Source organism: Enterobacter sp. UNJFSC 003 (genome assembly GCF_036903355.1).
Lineage (GTDB): Bacteria > Pseudomonadota > Gammaproteobacteria > Enterobacterales > Enterobacteriaceae > Enterobacter.
This window is the reverse complement of the sequence record NZ_JBAKHK010000001.1, coordinates 319,557-343,535: the sequence shown is the minus strand read 5'-3', so window position 1 is coordinate 343,535 and position 23,979 is coordinate 319,557. Positions and strand designations below refer to the sequence as shown.

Genomic DNA, 23,979 nt, shown 5'->3' with positions numbered 1-23,979 from the left:
CACTGCCATTGTTAATTAATGGTTAATCAGGTGTGTCCTTCATGAAGACTATTGCCTCCACTTCGCTGCCCGCCCATGTTCAGCAACCTCTCTACGATCGCCAGCAATTACGCTCGCGCATCGTCCATTTTGGCTTTGGCGCGTTCCACCGCGCGCATCAGGCGTTGTTAACAAACCGGGTATTGAATGCTAAAGGGGGCGATTGGGGAATGTGTGAGATTAGCCTCTTTAGTGGCGATGTACTGATGAGCCAGCTGCGGGCGCAGGATCATTTGTTCACCGTACTGGAGAAAGGGGCTGAGGGTAATCAGCCGATTATCGTCGGCGCAGTACACGAATGCCTGAATGCAAAACTCGACTCGCTGGCGGCGATTATCGAGAAATTCTGCGAGCCTCAGGTCGCCATCGTTTCGCTCACCATCACTGAAAAAGGCTATTGTATCGACCCTGCGACCGGCAAGCTTGATATGCAAAACAGCCGCATCATTCACGACCTGGAGACCCCTTCGGAGCCGCATTCTGCTCCCGGTATCCTGGTCGAAGCGCTCCACCGCCGACGTGAACGGGGATTGCCAGCCTTCACCGTTCTTTCCTGCGACAATATTCCTGATAACGGTCACGTGGTAAAGAACGCGGTGCTCGGGATGGCGCAGAAACGCTCTCCTGAACTGGCCGGATGGATTGATACCCATGTCAGTTTTCCTGGAACGATGGTAGACAGGATTGTTCCCGCCGCAACGGAAGCAACGCTCGCTGAAATCACTGAGGCACTTGGTGTTGAAGATCCCTGCGCCATCAGCTGTGAGCCGTTTATTCAGTGGGTCGTAGAAGATAACTTCGTCGCCGGACGCCCGGAATGGGAACTGGCTGGCGTGCAGCTGGTGAAGGATGTTTTACCCTGGGAACAGATGAAATTGCGGATGCTCAACGGCAGCCATTCGTTCCTGGCCTATCTCGGCTATCTCGCCGGATACGCGCATATTAATGAATGCATGGAGGATGAGAGCCTACGTAACGCCGCGCGTCAGCTCATGCTGAGCGAGCAGGCCCCCACGCTGCGCATCACCGACGTGGATCTCACGGCCTATGCGGACAGCCTGATCGCGCGTTTTGCTAATCCGGCGTTGCAGCATCGAACCTGGCAAATCGCAATGGACGGCAGCCAAAAATTGCCGCAGCGTATGCTGGACGGGATCCGTGTCCATCTTGAGCGTAAAAGCGCGTGGCCGCTGCTGGCACTGGGTGTTGCTGGATGGATACGCTACGTCAGCGGCACAGATGAACGCGGGAACGGTATTGATGTACGCGATCCGCTTAGCGATAAAATCCGTTCGATTGTCGAGGGAAGTAGTGAAGATGAACGCGTTTACGCCATACTGCAACTCAGCGAAGTCTTCGGTCAGGATCTTCCGCAGAATAGCGTTTTTGTGGTGGCAGTAAACGACGCATATCAACGCATCCGCCGCCATGGCGCACGTCAGGCTGTTATTGAAACGTTAAAAATTTAACGATTATGGCGCTTCAGGCGAACGGAAATCGTCTCCGTTCGCACTTCCCCTTCTCATTACGCTCGTTTTTCGCCAGGATGATGGGTCATTGCTATTGCATCACCCTTATCTTCTGGAGTACGCGTGACCAAAACCAACCTCATTACCGGTTTTCTCGGCAGCGGTAAAACCACCTCAATCCTCCATTTACTGGCTCATAAAGATCCGGCTGAAAAATGGGCCGTTCTGGTCAACGAATTTGGCGAAGTGGGCATCGATGGCGCATTGCTGTCAGACAGTGGCGCAATGATTAAAGAGATCCCTGGCGGATGTATGTGCTGCGTGAATGGTTTACCGATGCAGGTAGGATTGAACACCCTGCTGCGGCAGGGTAAACCCGACCGCCTGCTGATTGAACCCACCGGGCTAGGTCATCCAAAGCAAATTCTCGATTTACTGACCGCACCGGTCTACGAACCCTGGATCGATCTGCGCGCCACCCTGTGCCTTCTCGACCCGCGTCAGCTTCTGGATGAAAAAGCAGTAGCCAATGAGAACTTCCGCGATCAGCTCGCTTCGGCCGATATTATTGTTGCTAATAAAGAAGACCGCGCAACAGCAGAAAGCCAGGCTGCCCTGGATACCTGGTGGCAGCATTTCGGCGGCAATCGCCGACGTGTTCAGACTTCTCAGGGTAAGATTGATACTGCTTTACTTGACCTTCCTCGCCTGAATCTGGCTGAACTTCCCGTGAGCGCGGAACATCGCCATAGCCATCCAGTGAAGCAAGGGCTGGCGGCGTTAAGCCTGCCGGAGCATCAGCGCTGGCGTCGTAACGTGAACAGCGGTCAGGGATATCAGGCCTGTGGATGGATTTTTGATGCCGATACCGTTTTCGACACTATTGGCGTTCTCGAGTGGGCCAGACTTGCCCCGGTCGATCGCGTAAAAGGGATTATGCGAACCCCGGACGGACTGGTACGGATCAACCGTCAGGGCGCAGATTTCTTTATCGAAACGCAAAACGTTGCCCCACCCGATAGCCGTATAGAGCTTATTAGTGCGGTTAACGCCGACTGGAACGCGCTGCAGTCGAGCTTGTTGAAGCTTCGTTTAAGTTCGGGCGGCTAACGTTGCCCCTGATTTCACTCTATGCTGACGGTTATGAAGACTCGACTCCCCCAGATATTGCTGCTTAACGCCGCCGGACTGGCGCTCTTTTTATCCTGGTATCTTCCGGTGAACCATGGTTTCTGGTTCCCTCTGGATTCCGGCATTTTCCATTTCTTCAATCAGGAACTGGGTAAGAGCCAGGCATTTCTGTGGTTTGTTGCGATTACCAACAACCGTGCCTTTGACGGCTGCTCGCTGCTGGCGATGGGCTGCCTGATGCTCTCCTTCTGGTTGAAAGAGGACGCAACAGGACGTCGCCGGATTATGATCGTGGGCCTGGTGATGCTGCTGGCAGCGGTAGTGATTAACCAGCTGGCGCAACATCTGATGCCGGTAAAACGCGCGAGTCCGTCTCTCTATTTTCCGAATATTTATCGCGTCAGCGAACTGCTTCATATACCGACTAAAGACGCCTCGAAAGACAGTTTCCCGGGCGATCATGGTATGATGCTGCTTATTTTTTCAGCATTTATGTTGCGCTATTTCGGCAAAAAAGCCTTCTCTATTGCCCTGGTTATTGTGGTGATATTTGCTTTCCCGCGCGTCATGATCGGCGCTCACTGGCTGACGGATATTGCCGTGGGGTCACTCTCGGCGGTGCTGATGGGTCTCCCGTGGGTGCTGATGACGCCGTTAAGCGATCGCTTAATTGCTGTTTTTGATCGTTATTTACCCGGAAAAAAGCAACAAACTTCGAACAAATAATCGATTTTAATTAACACTAATTATCAGGGATCATAGCGATCCCTGATAGACTTTCCCGCCCAATCGCTCCCCACTGTCATCTTCTTGTCATCGAATTCATGATAAAAATGAAGCTATTGCACGATAATCCGCCGGATCCGACGGCAATTTGAGCAATTACGTTTTTTTACTTTCAGTATCACAATTTCTTATAAAAAATAGGACTTTTTTGCTCGCAATGCCTCTTGCAATCGGTTAATCTCGAACTCGTTTTGCCCCACTGAGATAATTATTATCATGGTGAATAAATTTGTGCGCTGCGCCACAAATCTGACCAGAAAGAATTGTCTCATTGTGAACAGATAATTAGTCTCGTCACGGTTGGCATTTTTATAACGATATTTATCGTTAAGGACTTCAAGGGAAAATAAACAAAATGGTCAAATCTCAACCGATTTTGAGATATATCATGCGGGGGATCCCGGCGATAGCAGTAGCGGTTCTGCTTTCGGCATGTAGTACATCGAATACCGCGAAGAATATGCATCCTGAGACGCGTGTTGTGGGAATAGAAGACTCCTCGTCACTGCAAGCCTCTCAGGATGAATTTGAGAATATGGTACGTAATCTGGACGTGAAGTCCCGCATTATGGACCAGTATGCTGACTGGAAAGGCGTACGTTATCGTCTGGGCGGCAGCACCAAAAAAGGTATTGATTGCTCTGGTTTTGTACAACGTACCTTCCGCGAGCAATTTGGGTTAGATCTTCCGCGTTCAACCTATGAACAGCAGGAGATGGGCAGGTCGATTTCTCGTACTAAGCTGCGCACAGGCGATTTAGTCCTGTTCAAAGCAGGCTCTACAGGTCGACATGTTGGCATCTATATCGGTAACGATCAGTTTGTCCATGCGTCCACCAGCAGTGGCGTCACCATCTCAAGCATGAACGAGCCGTACTGGAAGAAGCGCTACAACGAAGCGCGCCGCGTATTGACCCGCAGTTAATATCATAATGGTATCGTTGGTTATCCCTTGGCTAACGATACGATGAAAAAGAAACACTGCTTCGGCGGTGTTTTTTTTTGCCCGTTACACTGAATACATTCAGCGGCATTTCAGGAACCACGACGTCTATGTTCACCCGCTACTTCTCAAGTCACCGCAAGATTCTGTTCCTCAGTATTGTTACAGGCCTGCTCACTGCCCTGGTGCTGGGCGCGTTACAATTTTACTGGAGTTACCACAAGCGGGAAGTTCGGTACGATACCTTGATTACGGATGTCAGCGTTTACATGGAGAGCTATTTCGGTGAGTTGAAAACCTCTATCGATGCGCTTCAGCCGCTGACGCTAAGCAATTGCCAGGATGTGAGCGCCGACCTGACCTCACGCGCGGCTTTTAGTCTCAATGTCCGCGCGTTTTTGCTGGTCAGAGACAAAATGGCATTCTGCTCGTCGGCAACCGGGCCAATGAACGCGCCGATGGAAGAGCTTATTCCCGAGCTTCACATCAACAAGCATCTCGACATGGTACTTCTGCCCGGCACACCGATGCTGCCGAATAAACCGGCGATTGCCATCTGGTACCGTAATCCTCTGGTTAAGGACGGCGGCGTCTTTACCTCGGTAAATCTCAATCTCACGCCTTACCTGCTTTACACCGCACGGCAGGACGAATTCGCAGGCATAGCGATTATCATTGGTAATCATGCGTTGTCGACCATGTCCAGCGACCTGGTCAGCGTTCAGGACCTGCATGGAACCCCCGCCCGTACCGCGACGCTTAAAGATGTCCCCCTGACGATCAAACTGTATGCTGAATCCTGGACCAGCGATGAAATACTCTTTGCCCTGTTCTTTGGCCTGGTATGCGGTATCGCCGCCGGATCGCTTAATTTCTATGTCCTCACCATACGCCTGAACCCGGGTAAAGAAATTTTAAGCGCGATTAAGCGTGGTCAGTTCTACGTGGTGTACCAGCCCGTTGTGGATGCCACCACGCTGCAGATGACCGGGCTTGAAGTGTTGATGCGCTGGAAACATCCTGCGATGGGAGAAATTCCGCCAGATGCCTTTATCAATTTTGCTGAAGCGCAAAAGCTGATTGTCCCGCTGACGCTGCATCTTTTTGACCTTATCATTCGCGATGCGCCTGTTCTGCAAACCCTTTTACCGGCTGGGGCAAAATTCGGGATTAACATCGCGCCCGGCCATCTGCATTCAGAAAGCTTTAAAGACGATATGCGCCAGTTTGCCGCGTCTCTGCCTGCCGATCACTTCCAAATAGTGCTGGAGGTAACCGAACGCGACATGATTAACCAGCGTGAAGCTAACCCGCTTTTTGAGTGGCTGCACAACGAAGGGTTTGAGATTGCCATTGATGATTTTGGTACCGGCCACAGTGCGCTGATTTATCTTGAGCACTTTACAATGGACTACCTCAAAATCGACCGGGGCTTCGTGCATGCTATTGGCACAGAAACCGTCACATCACCGGTTCTGGATGCCGTGCTGACGCTGGCGAGACGACTGAATATGTTAACCGTTGCGGAAGGCGTGGAAACGCTGGAACAGGCAGCCTGGCTGCGCGAGCATGGGGTGAATTATCTGCAGGGCTATTGGATTAGCCGCCCAATGCCGCTGGAGCAGTTCAGAAAATGGCAGCCGGATCTCCCGCATGCCAGTGAATAATTTCACAATAATGGCGACGTCACTTATTATTCAGCTTAACTGAGAACGAAGGAGTCGTCGCTGATGTTAATACGCTCCATATTGCTGATAGTGGCCCTAATAAGCTTGCCCAGCCTGGCGCAAACCATCAAAGAAAACGTTGCGTTTGCGGTAATTGGTGAGCCGAAATACGCCATTAATTTTACCCACTTTGATTACGTCAACCCAGCCGCGCCAAAAGGCGGGAACGTGACGCTTTCCGCCACGGGGACGTTCGACAACTTCAACCGCTTCGCCCTGCGGGGTGTCGCCGCAGCCCGGACGGAGTCTCTCTACGATACGCTTTTCGTCACCTCTGACGATGAACCCGGCAGCTATTACCCGCTGGTGGCCGATAACGTGCGCTATGCCGAAGATTTTGCCTGGGCCGAAATATCCCTTAACCCTCTCGCGCGCTTTCACGACGGTACGCCGGTTAAAGCCAGCGACGTTGCCTTCACGTTTCATAAATTTATGACCGAAGGGGTCCCTCAGTTTCGCCTGGTGTACAAAGGCGCGACGGTCAAAGCCATCGCTCCGCTCACCGTTCGGATTGAGCTGAGCGAGCCGAATAAAGAAAATATGCTGAGCTTGTTTTCATTGCCGGTTATGCCTGAGTCGTTCTGGAAGCATCATAAGCTTAGCGACCCCCTCTCCAGACCACCGCTGGCGGGCGGTCCTTACCGCATCACCGACTGGCGTATGGGGCAATACGTTGTCTATTCACGCGTAAAAGATTATTGGGCAGCAGAGTTGCCGGTAAACCGTGGTCGATGGAACTTCGATACCCTTCGTTATGATTACTATCTTGACGACAATGTCGCATTTGAGGCGTTCAAAGCGGGCGCCTTTGATTTGCGGGTGGAGAACAGCGCTAAAAACTGGGCTACGCGCTATATCGGCAAAAACTTCGCCAACGGTTACATCGTCAAAGACGAACACAAAAATGAGTCGGCGCAGGATACACGCTGGCTGGCGTTTAATATTCAGCGCCCGGTATTTACCGACCGCCGGGTACGTCAGGCTATCACTCTGGCCTTTGATTTTGAGTGGATGAACAAAGCCCTGTTTTACGGCGCATACAGCCGGGCAAACAGTTACTTTCAGAATACCGAATACGCTGCACGGAATTATCCCGATGCCGATGAGCTGGTTCTGCTGGCGCCGATGAAAGCCGAACTCCCGCCTGAAGTGTTTACCACGGTGTTTGAGCCACCCACCTCGAACGGTAACGGCTTCGATCGCAACAATCTGCTGAAGGCCAGCAAGCTGTTGGATGATGCTGGCTGGATCCTTAAAAACCAAAAGCGGGTCAACGCGCAGACGGGTAAACCGCTGAGTTTCGAATTACTGCTCGCGTCAGGTGCCAACGATCAGTGGGTCTTGCCGTTTAAGCAAAATCTCGCCCGACTGGGGATAGTGATGAATATTCGCCAGGTGGATAACGCGCAAATAACCAACCGCATGCGCAGCCGGGATTACGATATGATGCAGCGCCTGTGGCAGGCGCAACCCTGGCCCAGCGGCGATCTGCAAATTTCATGGGCCTCAAGCTATATCGACTCCTCCTATAATGCCCCAGGCGTTAAGAGCCCGGCCATCGACGCACTTATTGCCAAAATCGTGGCCGCCCAGGGCGATAAAGCGAAGCTGTTGCCGCTCGGCCGCGCCCTCGACAGGGTCTTGACCTGGAATTACTACATGTTGCCTATGTGGTACATGGGTGAAGACCGGCTTGCCCGCTGGGATAAATTCTCACAGCCTGCCGTGCGGCCCATCTATACGCTGGGCTTCGATACCTGGTGGTATGACGTCAACAAAGCCGCCAGGCTTCCCGCTGAACGGCGCTAGGAAATCATCATGGGTGCATATCTGATTCGCCGTCTGCTGCTGATAATCCCGACCCTGTGGGCGATCATCACCATTAATTTTTTTATCGTGCAAATTGCCCCCGGTGGCCCGGTCGATCAGGCCATTGCGGCCATTGAGTTTGGCAACAGCGGCGGCATGCCCGGCAGCGGCGGCGAAGGTATGGGCGCTAGCCACGCCAAAACGGGCGTGGGCAATATCAGCGAAAGCCATTACCGCGGCGGTCGAGGGCTGGATCCGGAGGTGATCGCCGAGATCACTCATCGCTACGGTTTTGATAAACCTCTTCATGAGCGCTATTTCAAAATGCTCTGGGATTACATCCGTTTTGATTTTGGCGACAGTCTGTTTCGCAGCGCGTCTGTCTTAACGTTGATCAAGCAAAGCCTGCCGGTCTCCATCACCCTGGGGCTGTGGGGGACGTTGATTATCTATCTGGTTTCCATTCCGCTGGGGATCCGTAAAGCGGTCCACAACGGCAGCCGCTTCGATATCTGGAGCAGCACATTCATCATCATCGGCTACGCTATCCCGGCATTCCTGTTTGCCGTCCTGCTGATTGTCTTTTTTGCCGGCGGCAGCTATTTCGATATCTTCCCGCTGCGGGGATTAGTGTCGGCGGATTTCAGCAACCTGCCGTGGTACCAAAAAATCACTGATTACTTATGGCATATCACGCTGCCGGTCCTTGCGACGGTGATTGGCGGTTTTGCCGCCTTAACCATGCTGACAAAAAATGCCTTTCTTGATGAAATTCGCAAACAGTACGTTGTTACCGCCCGCGCGAAGGGCGTGAGTGAAAAGCAAATTATGTGGAAGCACGTTTTTCGCAACGCCATGCTACTGGTAATTGCCGGATTTCCTGCCACGTTCATCAGTATGTTTTTTACCGGCTCGCTGTTGATTGAGGTGATGTTCTCGCTAAACGGTCTGGGGTTGCTCGGCTATGAAGCCACGGTGTCCCGCGATTATCCGGTCATGTTTGGCACACTTTACATCTTTACCCTGATTGGCCTGCTGCTGAATATCATCAGCGATATCAGCTATACGCTGGTCGATCCTCGCATCGATTTTGAGGGCCGTTGATGCCACATTTAAGCCCTGTCAATCAGGCCCGCTGGGCCCGTTTTCGCCACAACCGCCGCGGCTACTGGTCGCTGTGGATTTTTGCGGTGCTGTTTGTCTTAAGCATGTGCTCGGAGCTGATAGCTAACGACAAACCGCTGCTGGTGCACTTTAACGATCGCTGGTACGTTCCCGTACTCACTAACTACAGTGAAAGCGATTTTGGCGGCCCGTTTGCGACCCCCGCAGTGTATCAGGACCCCTGGCTTCAACAGCAAATTGAGCAACACGGCTGGGCGCTCTGGGCGCCGATTCGATTCGGCGCGAACAGCATTAACTTTGCCACCACCCGCCCCTTCCCGTCCCCGCCCTCCACGCAAAACTGGTTAGGAACCGATGCTAACGGTGGCGATGTGCTGGCACGTATTCTGTACGGCACGCGTATTTCCCTGCTCTTTGGAATGATGCTCACCCTCTTCTCCAGCGTGATGGGCGTCGTGGCGGGTGCCGTTCAGGGCTACTACGGCGGGAAAATTGACCTCTGGGGCCAGCGCGTCATTGAGGTGTGGTCAGGCATGCCGACGCTGTTTCTGATCATCCTTCTTTCGAGCGTGGTTCAGCCCGGTTTCTGGTGGTTACTGGGGATTACCGTCTTATTCGGCTGGATGGCGCTGGTTGGGGTGGTGCGTGCAGAATTCCTGCGGACACGCAATTTTGACTATATTCGTGCCGCACAGGCGCTTGGGGTGAGCGACCGCGGGATCATCTTCCGCCATATGCTGCCAAACGCCGTGGTGGCAACCCTCACCTTTCTGCCGTTTATTTTGTGCAGCTCTATTACCACCCTCACCTCGCTTGATTTCCTCGGCTTTGGGCTACCCCTTGGCTCTCCGTCGCTGGGCGAGCTGCTGTTGCAGGGCAAAAATAATCTGCAGGCACCGTGGCTTGGCATCACCGCGTTCCTCTCGGTGGCAGTGCTGCTTTCGCTGCTGATCTTTATTGGCGAAGCCGTGCGCGATGCCTTTGATCCCAACAAGGCGGTATAACATGACGCAGCCTCTTCTCAGTATCGATAACCTGTCGATTGCGTTTTCGAAGCAAGGTGAGACGCATACGGTGGTTAGCGACCTGTCGCTGCAAATTCAGCGCGGCGAAACGCTGGCGCTGGTGGGTGAATCAGGCTCCGGTAAGAGCGTATCGGCACTTTCCGTGCTGCGCCTGCTCCCTTCCCCGCCGGTAAGCTATCCGCAAGGGGATATTCTATTTCACGGCAGCTCATTGCTGTACGCCGATGAGCATACCCTGCGCGGGATACGCGGCAATAAAATCGCCATGATTTTTCAGGAACCCATGGTTTCACTCAACCCGCTGCATACGCTGGAAAAACAGCTTTATGAAGTGCTCTCACTGCATCGTGGGATGCGCAAAGAGGCGGCTCGCGGGGAGATCCTAGACTGTCTTGAACGGACCGGCATACGCAATGCAGCCAGGCGCCTGACTGATTTTCCGCATCAGCTTTCCGGCGGTGAACGCCAGCGCGTGATGATTGCCATGGCTCTGCTTACGCGTCCAGAACTGTTAATTGCCGATGAGCCGACAACTGCGCTCGACGTGACGGTACAGGCGCAAATCCTGCAGCTGCTGCGGGAACTGCGTGACGAGCTGAACATGAGCCTGCTGTTCATCACGCATAACCTGAGCATTGTAAGAAAGCTTGCCGACAGCGTCGCCGTGATGCAAAACGGACGCTGCGTTGAGCAGAACGTAGCAACCACGCTGCTGAACGCGCCACAGCATCCCTATACACGGCGACTGCTTGATAGCGAACCGTCGGGCGATCCGGTTCCTTTAAACGCTGACAGTACACCGCTGCTGCGCGTTGAAGGGCTGGCCGTGTCGTTCCCCGTCCGCAAAGGTATTTTGCGGCGCATCGTCGATCCGAACCCGGTGCTGAAAAATATCCATTTTTCCCTGCGCCCCGGAGAGTCGCTGGGGCTGGTGGGTGAATCCGGTTCGGGCAAAAGCACCACCGGGCTGGCGCTGCTTCGCCTGATCGCCTCCCAGGGTGAGATCCTCTTTGACGGTATGCCGTTGCACAGCTGGAGCCGCCGCCAAATGCTGCCCATCCGTCCGCGTATGCAGGTGGTTTTCCAGGATCCCAACTCTTCGCTCAACCCGAGACTGAGCGTGTTGCAGATTATTGAAGAGGGATTACGCGTCCATCAGCCCGCACTCACAGCGCAGAACCGTGAAGAAGCAGTGATAAAGGTAATGACCGAGGTAGGATTAGATCCCCTTACCCGGCACCGCTATCCGGCTGAGTTCTCTGGCGGGCAGCGTCAACGTATCGCAATAGCTCGCGCGCTGATTCTGAAACCAGAGCTGATCATCCTTGATGAACCCACGTCATCACTGGACAGAACCGTGCAGGCGCAGATTCTGGCGCTGTTAAAAGGGTTACAGGAAAAATATCGGCTGGCGTATATCTTTATCAGCCATGATTTACAGGTCGTGCGGGCGCTATGCCATCAGGTGATTGTGTTGCGGCAGGGAGACGTGGTTGAGCAGGGAGAGTGCCAGCGCGTATTCGCAGCGCCAACGCAAAGCTACACGCGCCAGCTGTTATCGGCAGACTAGCGCTTAAAAAGGATATTGGCCGGAGAAAGGCTCAGCAATGGCCACGCCAAAGTTTTTCAGTCGGCAGGTCGCCGCAAACTCGTCCTGACTGTTCACAAACAGGCACGGCTCGCCTTCGCACTCCAGCACGGAGCTGTCCACTTCAATGTCCGTCAGCGCCTGGCTGAGACGCTCCATCACCGGCCATGCTTCTCCTTCGCTCGGGCTCAGCAGCTTGAGCGCAACCAGACAATTCTCGCACTCTGCAGCGCTTTGCGGAATCGGTTCAACTTTCGAACCTGCAAAACCCGCCGACCAGCGATAGCTCTGGGGCAAGCGATGGACAATCGAGAGCTGTAATGTATTCACGTTCGTTCCCCGGAAGCAAAATTAACTTCACAAATTATTTACATTTATAGTAACACATCGGCGTTAACCTGCACTGTTCAGTGCTTTTTATAGGCGGCACAGGCTCGCGTCGGCGCTATATGTACCCGTTTCTGCGATCTAACTCAACCTTTTTAAATACAATGATGTGACTTTTTACACAAATAGATTTTACATAAAAGAAACAAACGTGGGGTAAACGAACGACGATTTGGTTGATATGGGTCAACAAAAAGGCCCGAATCGGGCCTTAAGTCTGCTTTAGTGAGCCGCTTTACGCGGCCGGCTGGCATAAAGATAGAAAAGAATGGAGCTGGTCGCGCAAAATGCAATGGCCCACAGCATAGGCCAGGCTGTGTTAAACGTCGCCAACGAAAGCAACGCCCCCACGATGGCGCCAATGCCAAAGCGGAACGTACCCGCCAGCGACGATGCCGTACCTGCCATATGCGGAAACTCGTCGAGTATTACCGCCATTCCATTGGAAGAGACCATAGACACGCAGCCAACGAAGGCCGCAACGCCCACGACCAGAGCCCAGAAGCCCACATCGAAAAACGCGCTAACAACCAACCAAATTGCCATCACGAACTGGATCCACAGCCCCGCGCGGAACATGTTGATTGCGCCGACCCGACGCACAAAGCGGCTGTTAATGATGGTCATAATGAACAGGAACACAATGTTCAGCGCAAAGTAATAGCCAAAGTGCTGCGGTGACACGTGGTTCAGTTCGATGTAGACAAACGGCCCTGCGCTGAGGAAGGAGAACATTCCAGCAAAGCTGAAGCCGCTCGCCAGCATATAGCTCAGCACGCGCTTATGGCGAAACAGGGAGGCAAAATTCCCCATTGTGGTGCGGATGTGGAAATTTTGTCGCCGCTCAACGGGCAGCGTTTCATCAATAAAGAAGAAAATCATCGCCGAGGCCAGCAGCGCGGCAATCGCCAGAATCCAGAAAATCGCATGCCAGCTAAACCAGACCAGTACCGCGCCACCGACCATTGGCGCCACCAGCGGCGCAATAGTGGTCACCAGCATGACGAACGACATCATGCGGGAAAACTCTTCTTTCGGGTAAATATCGCGCATCAGGGCGTTAATCACCACGCTTGCCGCCGCTGCCGCCAGACCGTGGAAAAAACGCATAACGATCAGCTGGTCAATACTCTGCGCCAGCGCGCAGGCGACGGCTGCGCCCGCAAAAATCAGCGTACCGCCCAGGATGACGGGCTTACGCCCGAGACTGTCGGCCATCGGACCATAAAACAGCTGGCCAATAGCAAAACCAAGGATATAGGTACTGAGCGTCATTTGTGCACTGCCTGCCGGAACGCCAAATTGGGCGGAAATCACTGGCAACGCGGGCAGATACATATCGATGGACAGCGGCATTAACATCGCCAGCAGGCCAAGAATGAACACGATTTTGAAAGACGAGTGTGGCCTGGTGGTCACAGAGTTCTCCTGAAATTAATGCGAAGGCAGACCGACGCTGGCGATCTCTTCTTCTGTCAGCGGGCGATACTCGCCAGGTGCCAGATCTGAATCGAGCGCAATCGCACCAATACGTTCACGATGCAGACCGACAACGTGGTTCCCCACCGCGGCAAACATACGTTTTACCTGGTGATAGCGCCCTTCGCTGATGGTCAGACGGACTTCTGTCGGGGTAATGACGTCCAGAACCGCCGGTTTGGTCAGATCTTTTTCATTATGCAGCTGAACGCCTTTGGCGAATTGTTCTGCAGTGTCATCCGCAACCGGAGACTCCAGCGTCACCAGATAGGTTTTCTCGCACTGATGGCGTGGAGAGGTAATGCGATGTGACCATTGACCGTCATCCGTCATTAGCACCAGGCCCGTAGTGTCGATGTCCAGACGCCCCGCAGCGTGCAGCTTATGCGCCACTGGCTCATCGAGAAAATAGAGCACTGTCGGATGATCGGGATCGTCGGTCGAGCACACGTAGCCTTCCGGTTTATTAAGCATGAAGTAACGCGGGCCGTGCTGCTGAGCAAGCGGGTTGCCGTCATACTCGACCTGATGGTCAGGTTGAATTTTGAAAGAGGTGTCTTTCACAATGTCGCCGTCCACGGTAACGCGGCTGGCGCGGATCTCGCGCCCGGCAATAGCGCGGCTTACGCCGAGCTGCTGAGCGATAAACTTATCAAGTCGCATGAAATCTTTTTAGCCTTAATGGTGCTGGAAGTCGGACAACGCGCCCGAAAAAAAGAAGCAGTTAAGAAGGGGTAAGTATAATGGTCTGGTTGCACCACTCAAGGGAAAAAGTTTCGTGGCATACTGTGCGTGAAATGATGAGATTGAGAACCCATGACTTTTACCCTTCGTCCTTATCAACAGGAAGCCGTTGACGCTACCCTCGCCTGGTTCCGTAAACATCAGGAACCGGCCGCTATCGTGCTCCCGACCGGAGCAGGCAAAAGCCTGGTGATTGCCGAACTGGCGCGTCTGGCCCGTGGCCGCGTGCTGGTGCTGGCGCACGTCAAAGAGCTGGTGGCGCAAAACCACGCCAAATATTGCGCACTCGGCCTTGAAGCCGATATTTTCGCCGCCGGCCTAAAGCGCAAAGAGAGCCACGGAAAAGTGGTGTTCGGCAGCGTCCAGTCGGTTGCCCGCAATTTGGATCTGTTTCGCAGCGAGTTTTCACTGCTGATTGTCGATGAATGCCACCGAATCAGCGATGACGACGATAGCCAGTATCAGCAAATCCTCACTCACCTGAAAGAGGTGAATCCTCACTTACGTCTGCTTGGCCTGACGGCAACCCCCTTTCGTCTGGGTAAAGGCTGGATTTATCATTTTCACTATCACGGCATGGTGCGAGGGGATAACAAGGCGCTGTTTAGCGACTGTATTTATGAGCTTCCACTGCGCTACATGATTAAACACGGTTATTTGACGCCCCCGGAACGACTAGATATGCCGGTGGTGCAGTACGATTTCAGCCGCCTGCAGGCCCAGAGCAACGGGCTGTTTAGCGACGCCGATCTCAATCAGGAGCTGAAAAAACAAAAACGCATTACGCCGCATATCATCAGCCAGATTGAGGAGTTTGCTCAGACGCGCAAAGGGGTAATGATCTTTGCCGCCACCGTTGAACACGCGCGAGAGATCGCCGGACTGCTTCCCACCGACGACACGGCGCTGATCACCGGCGAGACGCCCGGCCCGGAACGCGACAGCCTGATTGAAGCCTTTAAGGCGCAAAAATTCCGTTATCTGGTGAACGTCTCGGTACTGACTACCGGCTTTGACGCGCCCCACGTCGACCTGATTGCCATTTTACGACCGACGGAATCGGTAAGCCTGTATCAGCAAATCGTCGGGCGCGGCCTGCGTCTGGCACCGGGAAAAACCGACTGCCTGATTCTGGATTACGCCGGGAACCCGCACGACCTCTATTCCCCTGAAGTTGGCACGCCAAAAGGGAAAAGTGACAACGTGCCCGTTCAGGTTTTTTGTCCGGCCTGCGGGTTTGCGAACACCTTCTGGGGGAAAACCACCGCTGACGGCACGCTGATTGAACATTTTGGCCGCCGCTGCCAGGGCTGGTTTGAAGATGATGAAGGGCATCGCGAACAGTGCGACTTCCGCTTTCGTTTTAAAAACTGCCCGCAGTGTAACGCCGAAAATGATATTGCCGCCCGTCGCTGCCGGGAATGTGACACGGTGCTGGTCGACCCTGACGATATGCTGAAAGCGGCGCTGAAGCTAAAGGACGCCCTGGTCCTCCGCTGTTCGGGGATGGCGTTACAGCCTGGCGCAGACGACAAAGGTGAGTGGCTGAAAATCACCTATTACGATGAAGACGGTGCCGACGTTAGCGAGCGGTTTCGCTTGCAGACTGCGGCCCAGCGAACGGCCTTCGAACAGCTCTTCATCCGCCCTCATACGCGTACCCCCGGTGTGCCTCTGCGCTGGATAACCGTTGCCGACATCGTCCATCAGCAGGCGTTGCTGCGTCATCCTGATTTTGTGGTTGCCCGTAAGAAAGGCCAGTTCTGGCAGGTGCGTGAGAAGGTCTTTGACTATGAAGGCCGATTCCGCCGGGCAAACGAAATGCGCGGTTAGCGGCACTTTTCATTGAAGTGAGGGGCATATGAGTATAAAATGCCGCCCGCTCCACATCCGTGGGGCAGAACACTCGCCTGCTGCTGGGTCGCCTGTAGCAGGGTTATAAATACAGAGAGAAATCAATGTTTACTATCGAAGTAGAAGTACGTAGCGTTCAGGGTAAGGGTGCGAGCCGCCGCCTGCGTAACGCCAACAAGTTCCCAGCTATCATTTACGGTGGCGAAGCTGCTCCAGTTGCAATCGAACTGGATCACGACAAAGTGTGGAACCTGCAGACCAAAGAAGGTTTTTACAGCGAAGTTCTGACTCTCGTTGTTGGCGGGAAAGAAGAAAAAGTGAAGGTTCAGGCTGTTCAGCGTCACCCGTTCAAGCCAAAACTGTCTCACATCGACTTCGTTCGCGCGTAATCGCAAACTCGTCGAATAAAACCCCGCTTTTGCGGGGTTTTTTATGGCCGTTATTTACCGCCAGACGTGCGGCGCTGAAGCTGATCGCGCAGATTCGGCGGCGTACCTTTGATGGTCAGGGTGTCGGTAGCCGGATCCCAGAAGATACGTTCCCCAAGCAGCATGGCGTCGAAGTTAACGGTCAACCCACCGCCGCTGCCCGCAAACTTGGTCAGCTGACGCAGCGTGCTGCGATCCGCCGGGAAGCTCTCTTCAAGCTCATAGCCTTTGTCCGCGGTGAACGCCTGGAAGCTGACTTCACTGACGCCCGCCAGCTCTTTCGACAGCGATTCCAGCTCAATCTCCTCGCCAGCCTGCAGCTGTTCGTTACAATAGCTGTAAACCTGCTGACGCACGGTCTGGCGCTCGGATTTATCGAGCTGCGCTTCTGCCGTGAAGTCATCCACTGCCTGCAGCAGACCTTTGTTCTGCGCTTTCGCGTTAAGCCCTTCGCTGGCACCGAGGAAATCCATGAAGAAATCAGCCACTTTACGACCAACGCGCCCTTTCAGGAACGTCAGGTAGCGGGTGGACTCCGGGTTGGTTTCCCACTCGGTTAAATCAATACGCGCGACGATATCCGCATGATTGATATCCAGATAATGGGTAGAGCTGATATCCAGTTGTTCATTCACGCGCATGCTGCTTAAGTTATTCAGCACGGTCACCAGTAAATACTCCACCGCAAGATAGCGATAGTGACAGAACAGGACGATACCGCCGTCGGCGAAGGGATATTTCGCCAGCTCATCGCGCAGGCGCCCGGTTGCGGCACGGCTAAAGGCCAGAAAATCCTCTTCACCCTGACGCTGGAGTCGCAGGCTGTCGGCCAGCTCGCTCTCTTCGCTGAACAGGCCATAGGCTTTGTTTTTAGCACTGTAGACGCGGTGCAGCTCCGCCATCATTTCCACAACGGTAGCCGTTGGTTCCAGTAACGAATCGCGCAGCACCACTTCAAGGGTTTGCTCATCACGCTTGATAAGCTGGTGCAAGGCAATCTGGTTGATTTCCAGACTCATGATAAACTCTCCTTTTAGACCCGCGGTATTCAACCACCACCAACGCATGTGTGCAACAACAGATAAAAAAGGGGAAAAAAAGCTGTCGCTACGGTAATATGTTGCCCTTTCATCAACGAACTGATTTTGATTTATGCCACAACATTCCCGCTACAGTGATGAACACGTTGAACAATTGCTCAGTGAGCTGGTCAACGTATTGGAAAAACATAAAACGCCGACCGATCTCTCCCTGATGGTTTTGGGAAATATGGTCACCAACCTTATCAATACCAGCGTTGCTCCGGCTCAGCGTCAGGCGATCGCCAAATCTTTCGCCCACGCGTTACAGTCTTCCGTTAGCGACGACCAGGCCCATTAAGGGAAACGAATAACAGTTTATGGTGACAAATCGTCAGCGCTACCGTGAAAAAGTCTCCCAAATGGTCAGTTGGGGGCACTGGTTTGCACTGTTCAACATTCTGCTGGCGACGGTAATTGGCTGTCGTTATCTGTTTGTGGCTGACTGGCCGACAACCTTAACCGGGCGTATCTACTCCTGGATCAGCGTTGTGGGGCACTTTAGCTTTTTGGTTTTCGCCACCTATCTGCTGATTCTGTTTCCCCTGACGTTTATCGTCATGTCGCAGCGTCTGATGCGATTCCTGTCCGCTATCCTTGCGACAGCGGGCATGACGCTGTTGCTCATCGACAGCGAAGTGTTTACCCGTTTCCACCTCCATCTCAATCCCATCGTCTGGGAACTGGTGATAAACCCCGATCAGAACGAAACCGCGCGTGACTGGCAGCTGATGTTTATCAGCGTGCCGATTATTCTTTTGATTCAGATGCTGTTTGCAACGTGGAGTTGGCAAAAGCTCCGCAGTTTGACCCGACGTCGCCATTATGCGAAGCCCGTCGCGGCTCTCTTTTTTGTGTCATTTATTAGCTCGCACATCATGTATATCTGGGCTGATGCGAACTTCTATCGCCCTATTACCATGCAGCGTGCAAACCTACCGCTCTCATATCCAATGACGGCACGCCGCTTCCTTGAGAAACATGGCCTGCTTGACGCGCAGGAGTACCAGCGCCGTCTGATCGAGCAAGGTAACCCTGAAGCGGTCAGCGTGCAGTATCCGCTTAGCGAGCTACACTATCGTGATATGGGACGCGGTCAGAACGTGCTGTTGATTACCGTTGATGGCCTTAACTATTCCCGCTACGAGAAGCAGATGCCTGCCCTGGCTGAGTTTGGCGAGAAGAACATCACCTTTACGCAGCATATGAGCTCCGGCAACACAACCGACGCGGGTATTTTTGGCCTGTTCTACGGAATTTCAGCGGCGTACATGGACGGCGTTCTTTCTGCACGCATACCTGCAGCGCTGATCACCGGGCTTAATCAGCAGGGATATCAGCTGGGTCTGTTCGCATCAGATGGTTTCAACAGCTCGCTATACCGTCAGGCGTTGCTCTCTGATTTCTCGCTCCCGGCGGCACAGAGTCAGTCCGACGATCAGACCGCTAACCAGTGGATAAACTGGCTGCAGCGTTATGCTCAGGAAGATAACCGCTGGTTCTCATGGGTCGCCTTCAACGGAACTACGCTTGAAGATAGTAATCAGAAAGGCTTTGCTCGCCGCTACAGTCGTGCAGCAGGAGACGTAGATGCGCAGATTGGCCGCGTGCTAAGCGCGCTGCGCGAATCGGGCAAACTGGATAATACCGTGGTGATTATCACTGCGGGGCATGGCGTACCGCTGGGTGACGGGACGAAAAGTGGTGAATGGTCGCGTCCAAACCTGCATGTTCCGCTGGTTGTACACTGGCCGGGCACCCCAGCGCAACGCATCAGCATGCTCACCGATCATAAAGATGTGATGACCACGCTGATGCAACGCCTGCTGCATGTGAGCACGCCAGCAAATGAATACTCGCAGGGGCAAGACCTGTTTAGCGCCACGCGCCGGCACAACTGGGTAACGGCCGCCGGCAGTAACACGCTGGTGGTGACGACGCCTGAACTGTCGCTGATCCTGAACAGCAACGGTAATTATCAAACGTATAACCTGCAGGGCGAGAAGGTCAAAGACCAGAAGCCTCAGCTCAGCCTGCTTCTGCAGGTGCTGACGGATGAGAAGCGTTTTATCGCTAACTGATTAATAATAAACCAGTTAGCGTGTCGTTTCTCTTGCATTCAAAAAGGAATCGAGTAGTATTCTTTTTATGCGTCGGCACGTAGCGCAGCCTGGTAGCGCACCGTCATGGGGTGTCGGGGGTCGGAGGTTCAAATCCTCTCGTGCCGACCAAAATCACACTGAAAACCAGCCGTTTGGCTGGTTTTTTTTTATTTCATTTCATCGGGCGTTTTACGCAGATAAGCCAGCGTCATCAGGCAAATTACCGCTCCAGCATAAAATGTGTATTCTGCACCCAATATTTCCCAGATAACCCCTGCACCTACGCTGGCAATTAACAGCCCCACGCCGCTGACCATACTAAACATGCCGAAGGCCGTGCCCCGTAAATCCGCTGGTGCAGTTTTTGCAATCATCGCCGCCAGCAATCCCTGTGTCATCCCCATATGCACGCCCCATAGCGCAACCCCCAGCAGAATCCCAGCCCAGTGCGTGCTCAGTGCAAGTACGATGTCTGCAGCAATCAACACCACCAGTCCCCAGCGCAGCAGGCGGGTGTGGCTCATTGCGTCAGAGAGCTTGCCAAACGGATAGGCCGAAAGGAAATAGAGCAGGTTCATCGCAACCATGACTAACGGAATCAATGCCAGCGGTACGCCTGACTGCTGCGCGCGAAGGACAAGAAAAGCCTCACTGAAACGTGCCAGAGTAAAAACGGCGCCTAATCCGATAACCCACCAGCAGCCTTTACCCAACCGCTTCAGGTTCTCTTTTTTTATCGGGTTAGTGCGTTTGTGTTGAACGGGCGTTGTCGATTCATGCAGGCCAAAGAAAAGCAACGCAACGGCGAGCACGCCGGGGATCACGGCTAGCCAGAAAATGGCTCGGAAATCATCGTTCCACAGCAGCATCAACCCCACCGCCAGCAACGGGCCGAGAAAAGCGCCTACCGTGTCCATTGACTGACGCAAACCGAACGCCGCACCGCGAAGTTCGGGCGGAGTGACATCGGCGACGAGCGCATCACGCGGCGCGCCGCGGATCCCCTTTCCCACCCGGTCAATTAACCGTGCGCCTAAAATCATGCCGGAAGAGGAAGCGATGGCGAATAGCGGTTTGCTCAGTGCTCCAAGCCCATAACCTAACACCGCCAGCCCTTTTCGCTTACCGAGGTAATCGCTGATTGCACCTGAGAAAACCTTGATAATCAGCGCAGTGGCTTCAGCCAGGCCTTCGATCACGCCAATAAAAATCACGCTGGCTCCCAGCGTGGTCACCATAAACAGCGGCAACAGGCTGTGAATAATCTCTGAGGAGATATCCATTAACATGCTGACACCACCGACGACCCAGACCCCTTTCGGGATCCGGCTGAGCGTTGCAAACCGGGATAGCATTGAGCATCTCCTGCTTTCTGTAGAACAATCATTGAGTTCGGAACAGAATATCCTGGAAATGAGAATAAATATCGTCAGGCATAAAAAAAGCCAACCCGCAGGCTGGCTTCAATTGTCGCCATAAACGTTTAGTGTTTTTCACGTTCGCCGAGGAAGAAAATCCCCAGCGGAATGGCAAGCAGGACGGTAAATACGAGGCTGTAAACAAAGATCATCGCCGATTGCAGGACATACATGCTGGTTGTCCACGCCGACAGTGGGATATTGTATTGTTCAATGACGCCAACGATGGTTGCTCGCCCAACGCACGCGGCGGCAATCATAAACACAACCAGTAGCGCCAACAGGAATTTGCGGCCTTCTGGTGTTTTCAGTTTTGCGCGAACCATCTCTCTCTTCCCTTTACAGATGAATAACATTAACTGGCGCTTAAAATAACACGATCTCTCCACAGACTCCACATCAGTACAAAAGACCACACAGCAAGCAAAAAACCAGTTTATTACTCTGGTCATATTGAAAAAGTAAGTAAATCACTCTAACCATTCATCAACGTTATGCTAATCTGCTTGAGAACGTTTTGACATAAAGGAATGACTGTGAAAAACGCACCTAAATTTGCTATTGCCCTGATCGCGGCAGCCTGCGTCAGCACCAGTGCTTTCGCTAACGAAACCCCAAAAGAGCAGCCGCTGGAAAAAGTGGCACCTTATCCGCAAGCGGAGAAAGGGATGACGCGTCAGGTGATTCAGTTACCGGCTCAGCAGAATGAAGCAAATTTCAAAGTGGAGTTGCTCATCGGGAAGACGCTGGAAGTGGACTGTAACCAGCATCGTCTGGGTGGTCAGCTGGAAAGTAAGACTCTGGAAGGCTGGGGTTACGACTACTATGTCTTTAATAACGTGACCTCACCAGTCTCTACCATGATGGCCTGCCCGGACGGTAAGAAAGAGAAGAAATTTGTGACCGCGTATCTGGGTGACAATAGCCTGCTGCGCTATAACAGCAAGCTGCCGATCGTGGTATATACGCCTGAAAATGTAGAGGTGAAGTACCGCGTGTGGAAGGCAGACGAAGACATCGGCCAAGCCGTAGTACGTTAAAACGCCCCCTCTCACACCGGGAGAGGGCGAAAAGACTCAAAACGGTAACATGTGTTACCGTTTTGCTTTTACCTTACAGCGCGATATCCGCAACCGGTTTGTTTTCCGCCTGAGGCTTCAGCTCTGCTTTTGGTGCAGCTTCAGCAGCCTGCGGCTTCACGTATTGCAGCTGCAGCACCCGGCTGGTGTATTCCAGCTCCTGCTCCGTCGCGTCCACGTTGCCGTTCAGCTTAGTCCCGTATGATGGAATAATGGTTTTCAGTTTGGCCTGCCATTCCGGGCTGGCAACTTTATCTTTAAACACTTTTTCCATCAGGTGCAGCATAATAGGTGCAGCAGTAGAAGCGCCAGGTGATGCCCCCAGCAGCGCGGCGATAGTCCCTTCTTTATCACTCACCACTTCGGTACCCAGACGCAGAACGCCGCCCTCTTTCGGGTCGCGCTTGATGATCTGTACGCGCTGGCCCGCTTGCCACAGACGCCAGTCTTCTTTCTTCGCCTGCGGATAGTACTCTTTCAACGCCTCGAAACGATCGTCATCAGAGAGCATGACCTGGCTAATCAGGTATTTCACCAGATCGAAGTTATCCAGACCCACGTCCATCATTGGCTTAACGTTAGAGGTGGTTGTTGCGCTGAGCAGATCCCACAGGGAGCCATTTTTCAGGAACTTGGTGGAGAACGTAGCAAACGGCCCGAACAGCACCACGCGCTTACCGTCCAGCATACGGGTATCAATGTGCGGCACGGACATCGGTGGCGCACCCACAGAAGCTTGACCGTATACTTTCGCCAGATGGCGGTTTACCACTTCTGGATTCTCCGACACCAGGAACTGCCCGCCAACCGGGAAGCCCGCATAGTCGTCAGCTTCCGGAATACCGGACTCCTGCAGCAGCTTAAGCGCCGCGCCGCCCGCACCGATGAAGACAAATTTCGCTTTGATGACGTGTTCGGCTTCGTTATTTTTCAGATCCGCAACGGTCACGCTCCAGCTATTATCCGCATTGCGTTTAAAACCGCGCACTTCGGTACTGAGCTGCAGGTTAAAGTTCTCTTTTTTCTTCAGAGACCCCACCAGCTGACGGGTGATTTCACCATAGTTAACGTCAGTCCCGATTTCAGTGCGGGTCGCGGCTACTTTCTGGTTCGGGTCACGACCTTCCATGACCAGTGGCGCCCACTCTTTGATCTGAGCGTGATCTTCAGAGTACTTCATGCCGCGGAACAGGGTGCTCTGCTGAAGGGCAGCGTAGCGCGCGCGCAGGAAGTTGACGTTCCGATCGCCCCACACAAAACTCATGTGCGGTACGGTGTTAATAAAGGAGTGCGGATCGTGCATCACGCCGCTGTTGACCTGGTGAGACCAGAACTGACGTGAGATCTGGAACGCTTCGTTGATCTCTACCGCTTTCTCGATACTAATGGAACCGTCCTTTTTCTGCGGCGTATAGTTCAGTTCCATGAGTGCCGAATGTCCTGTACCGGCGTTGTTCCAGCCGTTAGAACTCTCCTGCGCCACGCCATCAAGACGTTCGACCATGGTCATTGACCAGTCCGGCTGCAGTTCTTGCAGATAGGTACCCAGCGTAGCGCTCATGATGCCGCCACCAATTAAAAGGACGTCCGTTTCCTGCTCTTTTGGTGCGTCTGCTTTCGCCGCCATTGAGACGGCGTTCAGCCCCACGGCCAGCGAAAAGAGCATGGCAGTCATTTTTTTCATAATTTATGCCTTAGTTTAATAGTGCGTGATGCGTGGAAATTGCAGGTGAAAAAAGCTGCGGGGGCACGGTAGCAACTTTTAAA

21 protein-coding genes and 1 tRNA gene are annotated in these 23,979 nt (G+C 53.3%); 15 read left to right on the top strand and 7 right to left on the bottom strand.

All coding sequences use genetic code 11. The features are described from left to right. The first annotated feature begins 41 nt into the window (after nucleotides 1-41). The 9 genes from V5P19_RS01550 to yejF all read left to right on the top strand — a co-directional run bounded on the left by V5P19_RS01550 (nucleotide 42) and on the right by yejF (nucleotide 11,624). Complete coding sequence (locus tag V5P19_RS01550; protein ID WP_334399482.1) at nucleotides 42-1,508, top strand: fructuronate reductase; 1,467 nt, start codon at nucleotides 42-44, stop codon at nucleotides 1,506-1,508. A gap of 123 nt (nucleotides 1,509-1,631) precedes the next feature. Next, complete coding sequence (locus V5P19_RS01545) at nucleotides 1,632-2,618, top strand: GTP-binding protein (protein WP_334399480.1); 987 nt, start codon at nucleotides 1,632-1,634, stop codon at nucleotides 2,616-2,618. A gap of 33 nt (nucleotides 2,619-2,651) precedes the next feature. Continuing rightward, complete coding sequence (locus V5P19_RS01540; RefSeq protein WP_334399478.1) at nucleotides 2,652-3,365, top strand: phosphatase PAP2 family protein; 714 nt, start codon at nucleotides 2,652-2,654, stop codon at nucleotides 3,363-3,365. Between the two features lie 415 nt (nucleotides 3,366-3,780). Further along, complete coding sequence (mepS, locus tag V5P19_RS01535) at nucleotides 3,781-4,350, top strand: bifunctional murein DD-endopeptidase/murein LD-carboxypeptidase (RefSeq protein ID WP_334399476.1); 570 nt, start codon at nucleotides 3,781-3,783, stop codon at nucleotides 4,348-4,350. A 128-nt stretch (nucleotides 4,351-4,478) separates the two neighbouring features. After that, nucleotides 4,479-6,035 carry a cyclic di-GMP phosphodiesterase gene (locus V5P19_RS01530; protein WP_334399474.1) on the top strand — a complete coding sequence of 519 codons (1,557 nt, stop codon included), beginning with the start codon at nucleotides 4,479-4,481 and terminating at the stop codon, nucleotides 6,033-6,035. 63 nt (nucleotides 6,036-6,098) lie between these two features. Then, complete coding sequence (locus V5P19_RS01525; protein WP_334399472.1) at nucleotides 6,099-7,904, top strand: extracellular solute-binding protein; 1,806 nt, start codon at nucleotides 6,099-6,101, stop codon at nucleotides 7,902-7,904. Nucleotides 7,905-7,913: 9 nt separating this feature from the next. Then, on the top strand, nucleotides 7,914-9,008 hold the full coding sequence (locus V5P19_RS01520) for a microcin C ABC transporter permease YejB (protein ID WP_334399470.1): 1,095 nt from the start codon (nucleotides 7,914-7,916) through the stop codon (nucleotides 9,006-9,008). Next, nucleotides 9,008-10,033: an ABC transporter permease gene (locus tag V5P19_RS01515; protein ID WP_334399468.1), complete on the top strand. Its 1,026-nt coding sequence runs from the start codon at nucleotides 9,008-9,010 to the stop codon at nucleotides 10,031-10,033. The genes V5P19_RS01520 and V5P19_RS01515 overlap by 1 nt, the downstream gene beginning before the upstream one ends. A gap of 1 nt (nucleotide 10,034) precedes the next feature. Beyond that, nucleotides 10,035-11,624: a microcin C ABC transporter ATP-binding protein YejF gene (gene yejF / locus V5P19_RS01510; RefSeq protein ID WP_334399466.1), complete on the top strand. Its 1,590-nt coding sequence runs from the start codon at nucleotides 10,035-10,037 to the stop codon at nucleotides 11,622-11,624. Between the two features lie 3 nt (nucleotides 11,625-11,627). Here yejF and V5P19_RS01505 read toward each other — a convergent pair whose 3' ends face one another. The 3 genes from V5P19_RS01505 to rsuA all read right to left on the bottom strand — a co-directional run bounded on the left by V5P19_RS01505 (nucleotide 11,628) and on the right by rsuA (nucleotide 14,171). After that, nucleotides 11,628-11,972, bottom strand: coding sequence for a YejG family protein (locus tag V5P19_RS01505; RefSeq protein ID WP_334399464.1), 345 nt, complete (start codon nucleotides 11,970-11,972; stop codon nucleotides 11,628-11,630). Between the two features lie 279 nt (nucleotides 11,973-12,251). Then, the gene (locus V5P19_RS01500; protein ID WP_334399462.1) at nucleotides 12,252-13,448 is read right to left on the bottom strand and encodes a Bcr/CflA family multidrug efflux MFS transporter; all 1,197 of its coding nucleotides are present in this window, start codon (nucleotides 13,446-13,448) and stop codon (nucleotides 12,252-12,254) included. A gap of 15 nt (nucleotides 13,449-13,463) precedes the next feature. After that, a complete protein-coding gene (gene rsuA / locus V5P19_RS01495) occupies nucleotides 13,464-14,171 on the bottom strand; it encodes a 16S rRNA pseudouridine(516) synthase RsuA (protein ID WP_334399460.1) in 708 nt (235 codons plus the stop codon). Between the two features lie 153 nt (nucleotides 14,172-14,324). Between rsuA and V5P19_RS01490 the strand changes: the two genes are divergently transcribed. Further along, nucleotides 14,325-16,085: a DEAD/DEAH box helicase gene (locus tag V5P19_RS01490; RefSeq protein ID WP_334399458.1), complete on the top strand. Its 1,761-nt coding sequence runs from the start codon at nucleotides 14,325-14,327 to the stop codon at nucleotides 16,083-16,085. A 125-nt stretch (nucleotides 16,086-16,210) separates the two neighbouring features. Continuing rightward, nucleotides 16,211-16,495: a 50S ribosomal protein L25 gene (gene rplY / locus V5P19_RS01485; RefSeq protein WP_334399456.1), complete on the top strand. Its 285-nt coding sequence runs from the start codon at nucleotides 16,211-16,213 to the stop codon at nucleotides 16,493-16,495. Between the two features lie 50 nt (nucleotides 16,496-16,545). On the opposite strand, the gene yejK is transcribed toward rplY, so the two are convergent. After that, nucleotides 16,546-17,553: a nucleoid-associated protein YejK gene (gene yejK / locus V5P19_RS01480; RefSeq protein WP_334399454.1), complete on the bottom strand. Its 1,008-nt coding sequence runs from the start codon at nucleotides 17,551-17,553 to the stop codon at nucleotides 16,546-16,548. A 133-nt stretch (nucleotides 17,554-17,686) separates the two neighbouring features. On the opposite strand from yejK, the gene V5P19_RS01475 reads away from it, so the two are divergent. From V5P19_RS01475 to V5P19_RS01465, 3 genes are all read left to right on the top strand, one after another. Then, entirely contained in the window at nucleotides 17,687-17,914 is a 228-nt protein-coding gene (locus tag V5P19_RS01475) for a YejL family protein (protein ID WP_100779494.1), read from the top strand. Between the two features lie 19 nt (nucleotides 17,915-17,933). Then, nucleotides 17,934-19,694 (top strand): LPS biosynthesis-modulating metalloenzyme YejM, encoded by a 1,761-nt coding sequence (yejM, locus tag V5P19_RS01470; protein ID WP_334399443.1) that lies wholly within the window; start codon nucleotides 17,934-17,936, stop codon nucleotides 19,692-19,694. Between the two features lie 73 nt (nucleotides 19,695-19,767). Continuing rightward, nucleotides 19,768-19,844 (top strand) — tRNA-Pro (locus V5P19_RS01465). Between the two features lie 38 nt (nucleotides 19,845-19,882). On the opposite strand, the gene V5P19_RS01460 is transcribed toward V5P19_RS01465, so the two are convergent. Next, nucleotides 19,883-21,070: an MFS transporter gene (locus tag V5P19_RS01460; protein WP_334399441.1), complete on the bottom strand. Its 1,188-nt coding sequence runs from the start codon at nucleotides 21,068-21,070 to the stop codon at nucleotides 19,883-19,885. 128 nt (nucleotides 21,071-21,198) lie between these two features. Then, nucleotides 21,199-21,459: a DUF2534 family protein gene (locus V5P19_RS01455; RefSeq protein ID WP_334399439.1), complete on the bottom strand. Its 261-nt coding sequence runs from the start codon at nucleotides 21,457-21,459 to the stop codon at nucleotides 21,199-21,201. Nucleotides 21,460-21,663: 204 nt separating this feature from the next. On the opposite strand from V5P19_RS01455, the gene eco reads away from it, so the two are divergent. Then, nucleotides 21,664-22,173, top strand: a complete 510-nt coding sequence (gene eco / locus V5P19_RS01450) for a serine protease inhibitor ecotin (protein ID WP_334399437.1) — start codon at nucleotides 21,664-21,666, stop codon at nucleotides 22,171-22,173. A 73-nt stretch (nucleotides 22,174-22,246) separates the two neighbouring features. Here the strand turns inward: eco and mqo are convergent, their stop codons facing one another. Then, nucleotides 22,247-23,896 carry a malate dehydrogenase (quinone) gene (gene mqo, locus V5P19_RS01445; RefSeq protein ID WP_334399435.1) on the bottom strand — a complete coding sequence of 550 codons (1,650 nt, stop codon included), beginning with the start codon at nucleotides 23,894-23,896 and terminating at the stop codon, nucleotides 22,247-22,249. Between the last annotated feature and the right edge of the window lie 83 nt (nucleotides 23,897-23,979).

Coding starts and splice junctions, on each gene's coding strand:
- V5P19_RS01550 (WP_334399482.1), top strand. CDS start 42: ATGAAGACTATTGCCTCCACTTCGCTGCCCGCCCATGTTCAGCAACCT.
- V5P19_RS01540 (WP_334399478.1), top strand. CDS start 2,652: ATGAAGACTCGACTCCCCCAGATATTGCTGCTTAACGCCGCCGGACTG.
- mepS (WP_334399476.1), top strand. CDS start 3,781: ATGGTCAAATCTCAACCGATTTTGAGATATATCATGCGGGGGATCCCG.
- V5P19_RS01530 (WP_334399474.1), top strand. CDS start 4,479: ATGTTCACCCGCTACTTCTCAAGTCACCGCAAGATTCTGTTCCTCAGT.
- V5P19_RS01525 (WP_334399472.1), top strand. CDS start 6,099: ATGTTAATACGCTCCATATTGCTGATAGTGGCCCTAATAAGCTTGCCC.
- V5P19_RS01520 (WP_334399470.1), top strand. CDS start 7,914: ATGGGTGCATATCTGATTCGCCGTCTGCTGCTGATAATCCCGACCCTG.
- V5P19_RS01515 (WP_334399468.1), top strand. CDS start 9,008: ATGCCACATTTAAGCCCTGTCAATCAGGCCCGCTGGGCCCGTTTTCGC.
- yejF (WP_334399466.1), top strand. CDS start 10,035: ATGACGCAGCCTCTTCTCAGTATCGATAACCTGTCGATTGCGTTTTCG.
- rsuA (WP_334399460.1), bottom strand. CDS start 14,171: ATGCGACTTGATAAGTTTATCGCTCAGCAGCTCGGCGTAAGCCGCGCT.
- V5P19_RS01490 (WP_334399458.1), top strand. CDS start 14,325: ATGACTTTTACCCTTCGTCCTTATCAACAGGAAGCCGTTGACGCTACC.
- rplY (WP_334399456.1), top strand. CDS start 16,211: ATGTTTACTATCGAAGTAGAAGTACGTAGCGTTCAGGGTAAGGGTGCG.
- yejK (WP_334399454.1), bottom strand. CDS start 17,553: ATGAGTCTGGAAATCAACCAGATTGCCTTGCACCAGCTTATCAAGCGT.
- V5P19_RS01475 (WP_100779494.1), top strand. CDS start 17,687: ATGCCACAACATTCCCGCTACAGTGATGAACACGTTGAACAATTGCTC.
- yejM (WP_334399443.1), top strand. CDS start 17,934: ATGGTGACAAATCGTCAGCGCTACCGTGAAAAAGTCTCCCAAATGGTC.
- V5P19_RS01460 (WP_334399441.1), bottom strand. CDS start 21,070: ATGCTATCCCGGTTTGCAACGCTCAGCCGGATCCCGAAAGGGGTCTGG.
- V5P19_RS01455 (WP_334399439.1), bottom strand. CDS start 21,459: ATGGTTCGCGCAAAACTGAAAACACCAGAAGGCCGCAAATTCCTGTTG.
- eco (WP_334399437.1), top strand. CDS start 21,664: ATGACTGTGAAAAACGCACCTAAATTTGCTATTGCCCTGATCGCGGCA.
- mqo (WP_334399435.1), bottom strand. CDS start 23,896: ATGAAAAAAATGACTGCCATGCTCTTTTCGCTGGCCGTGGGGCTGAAC.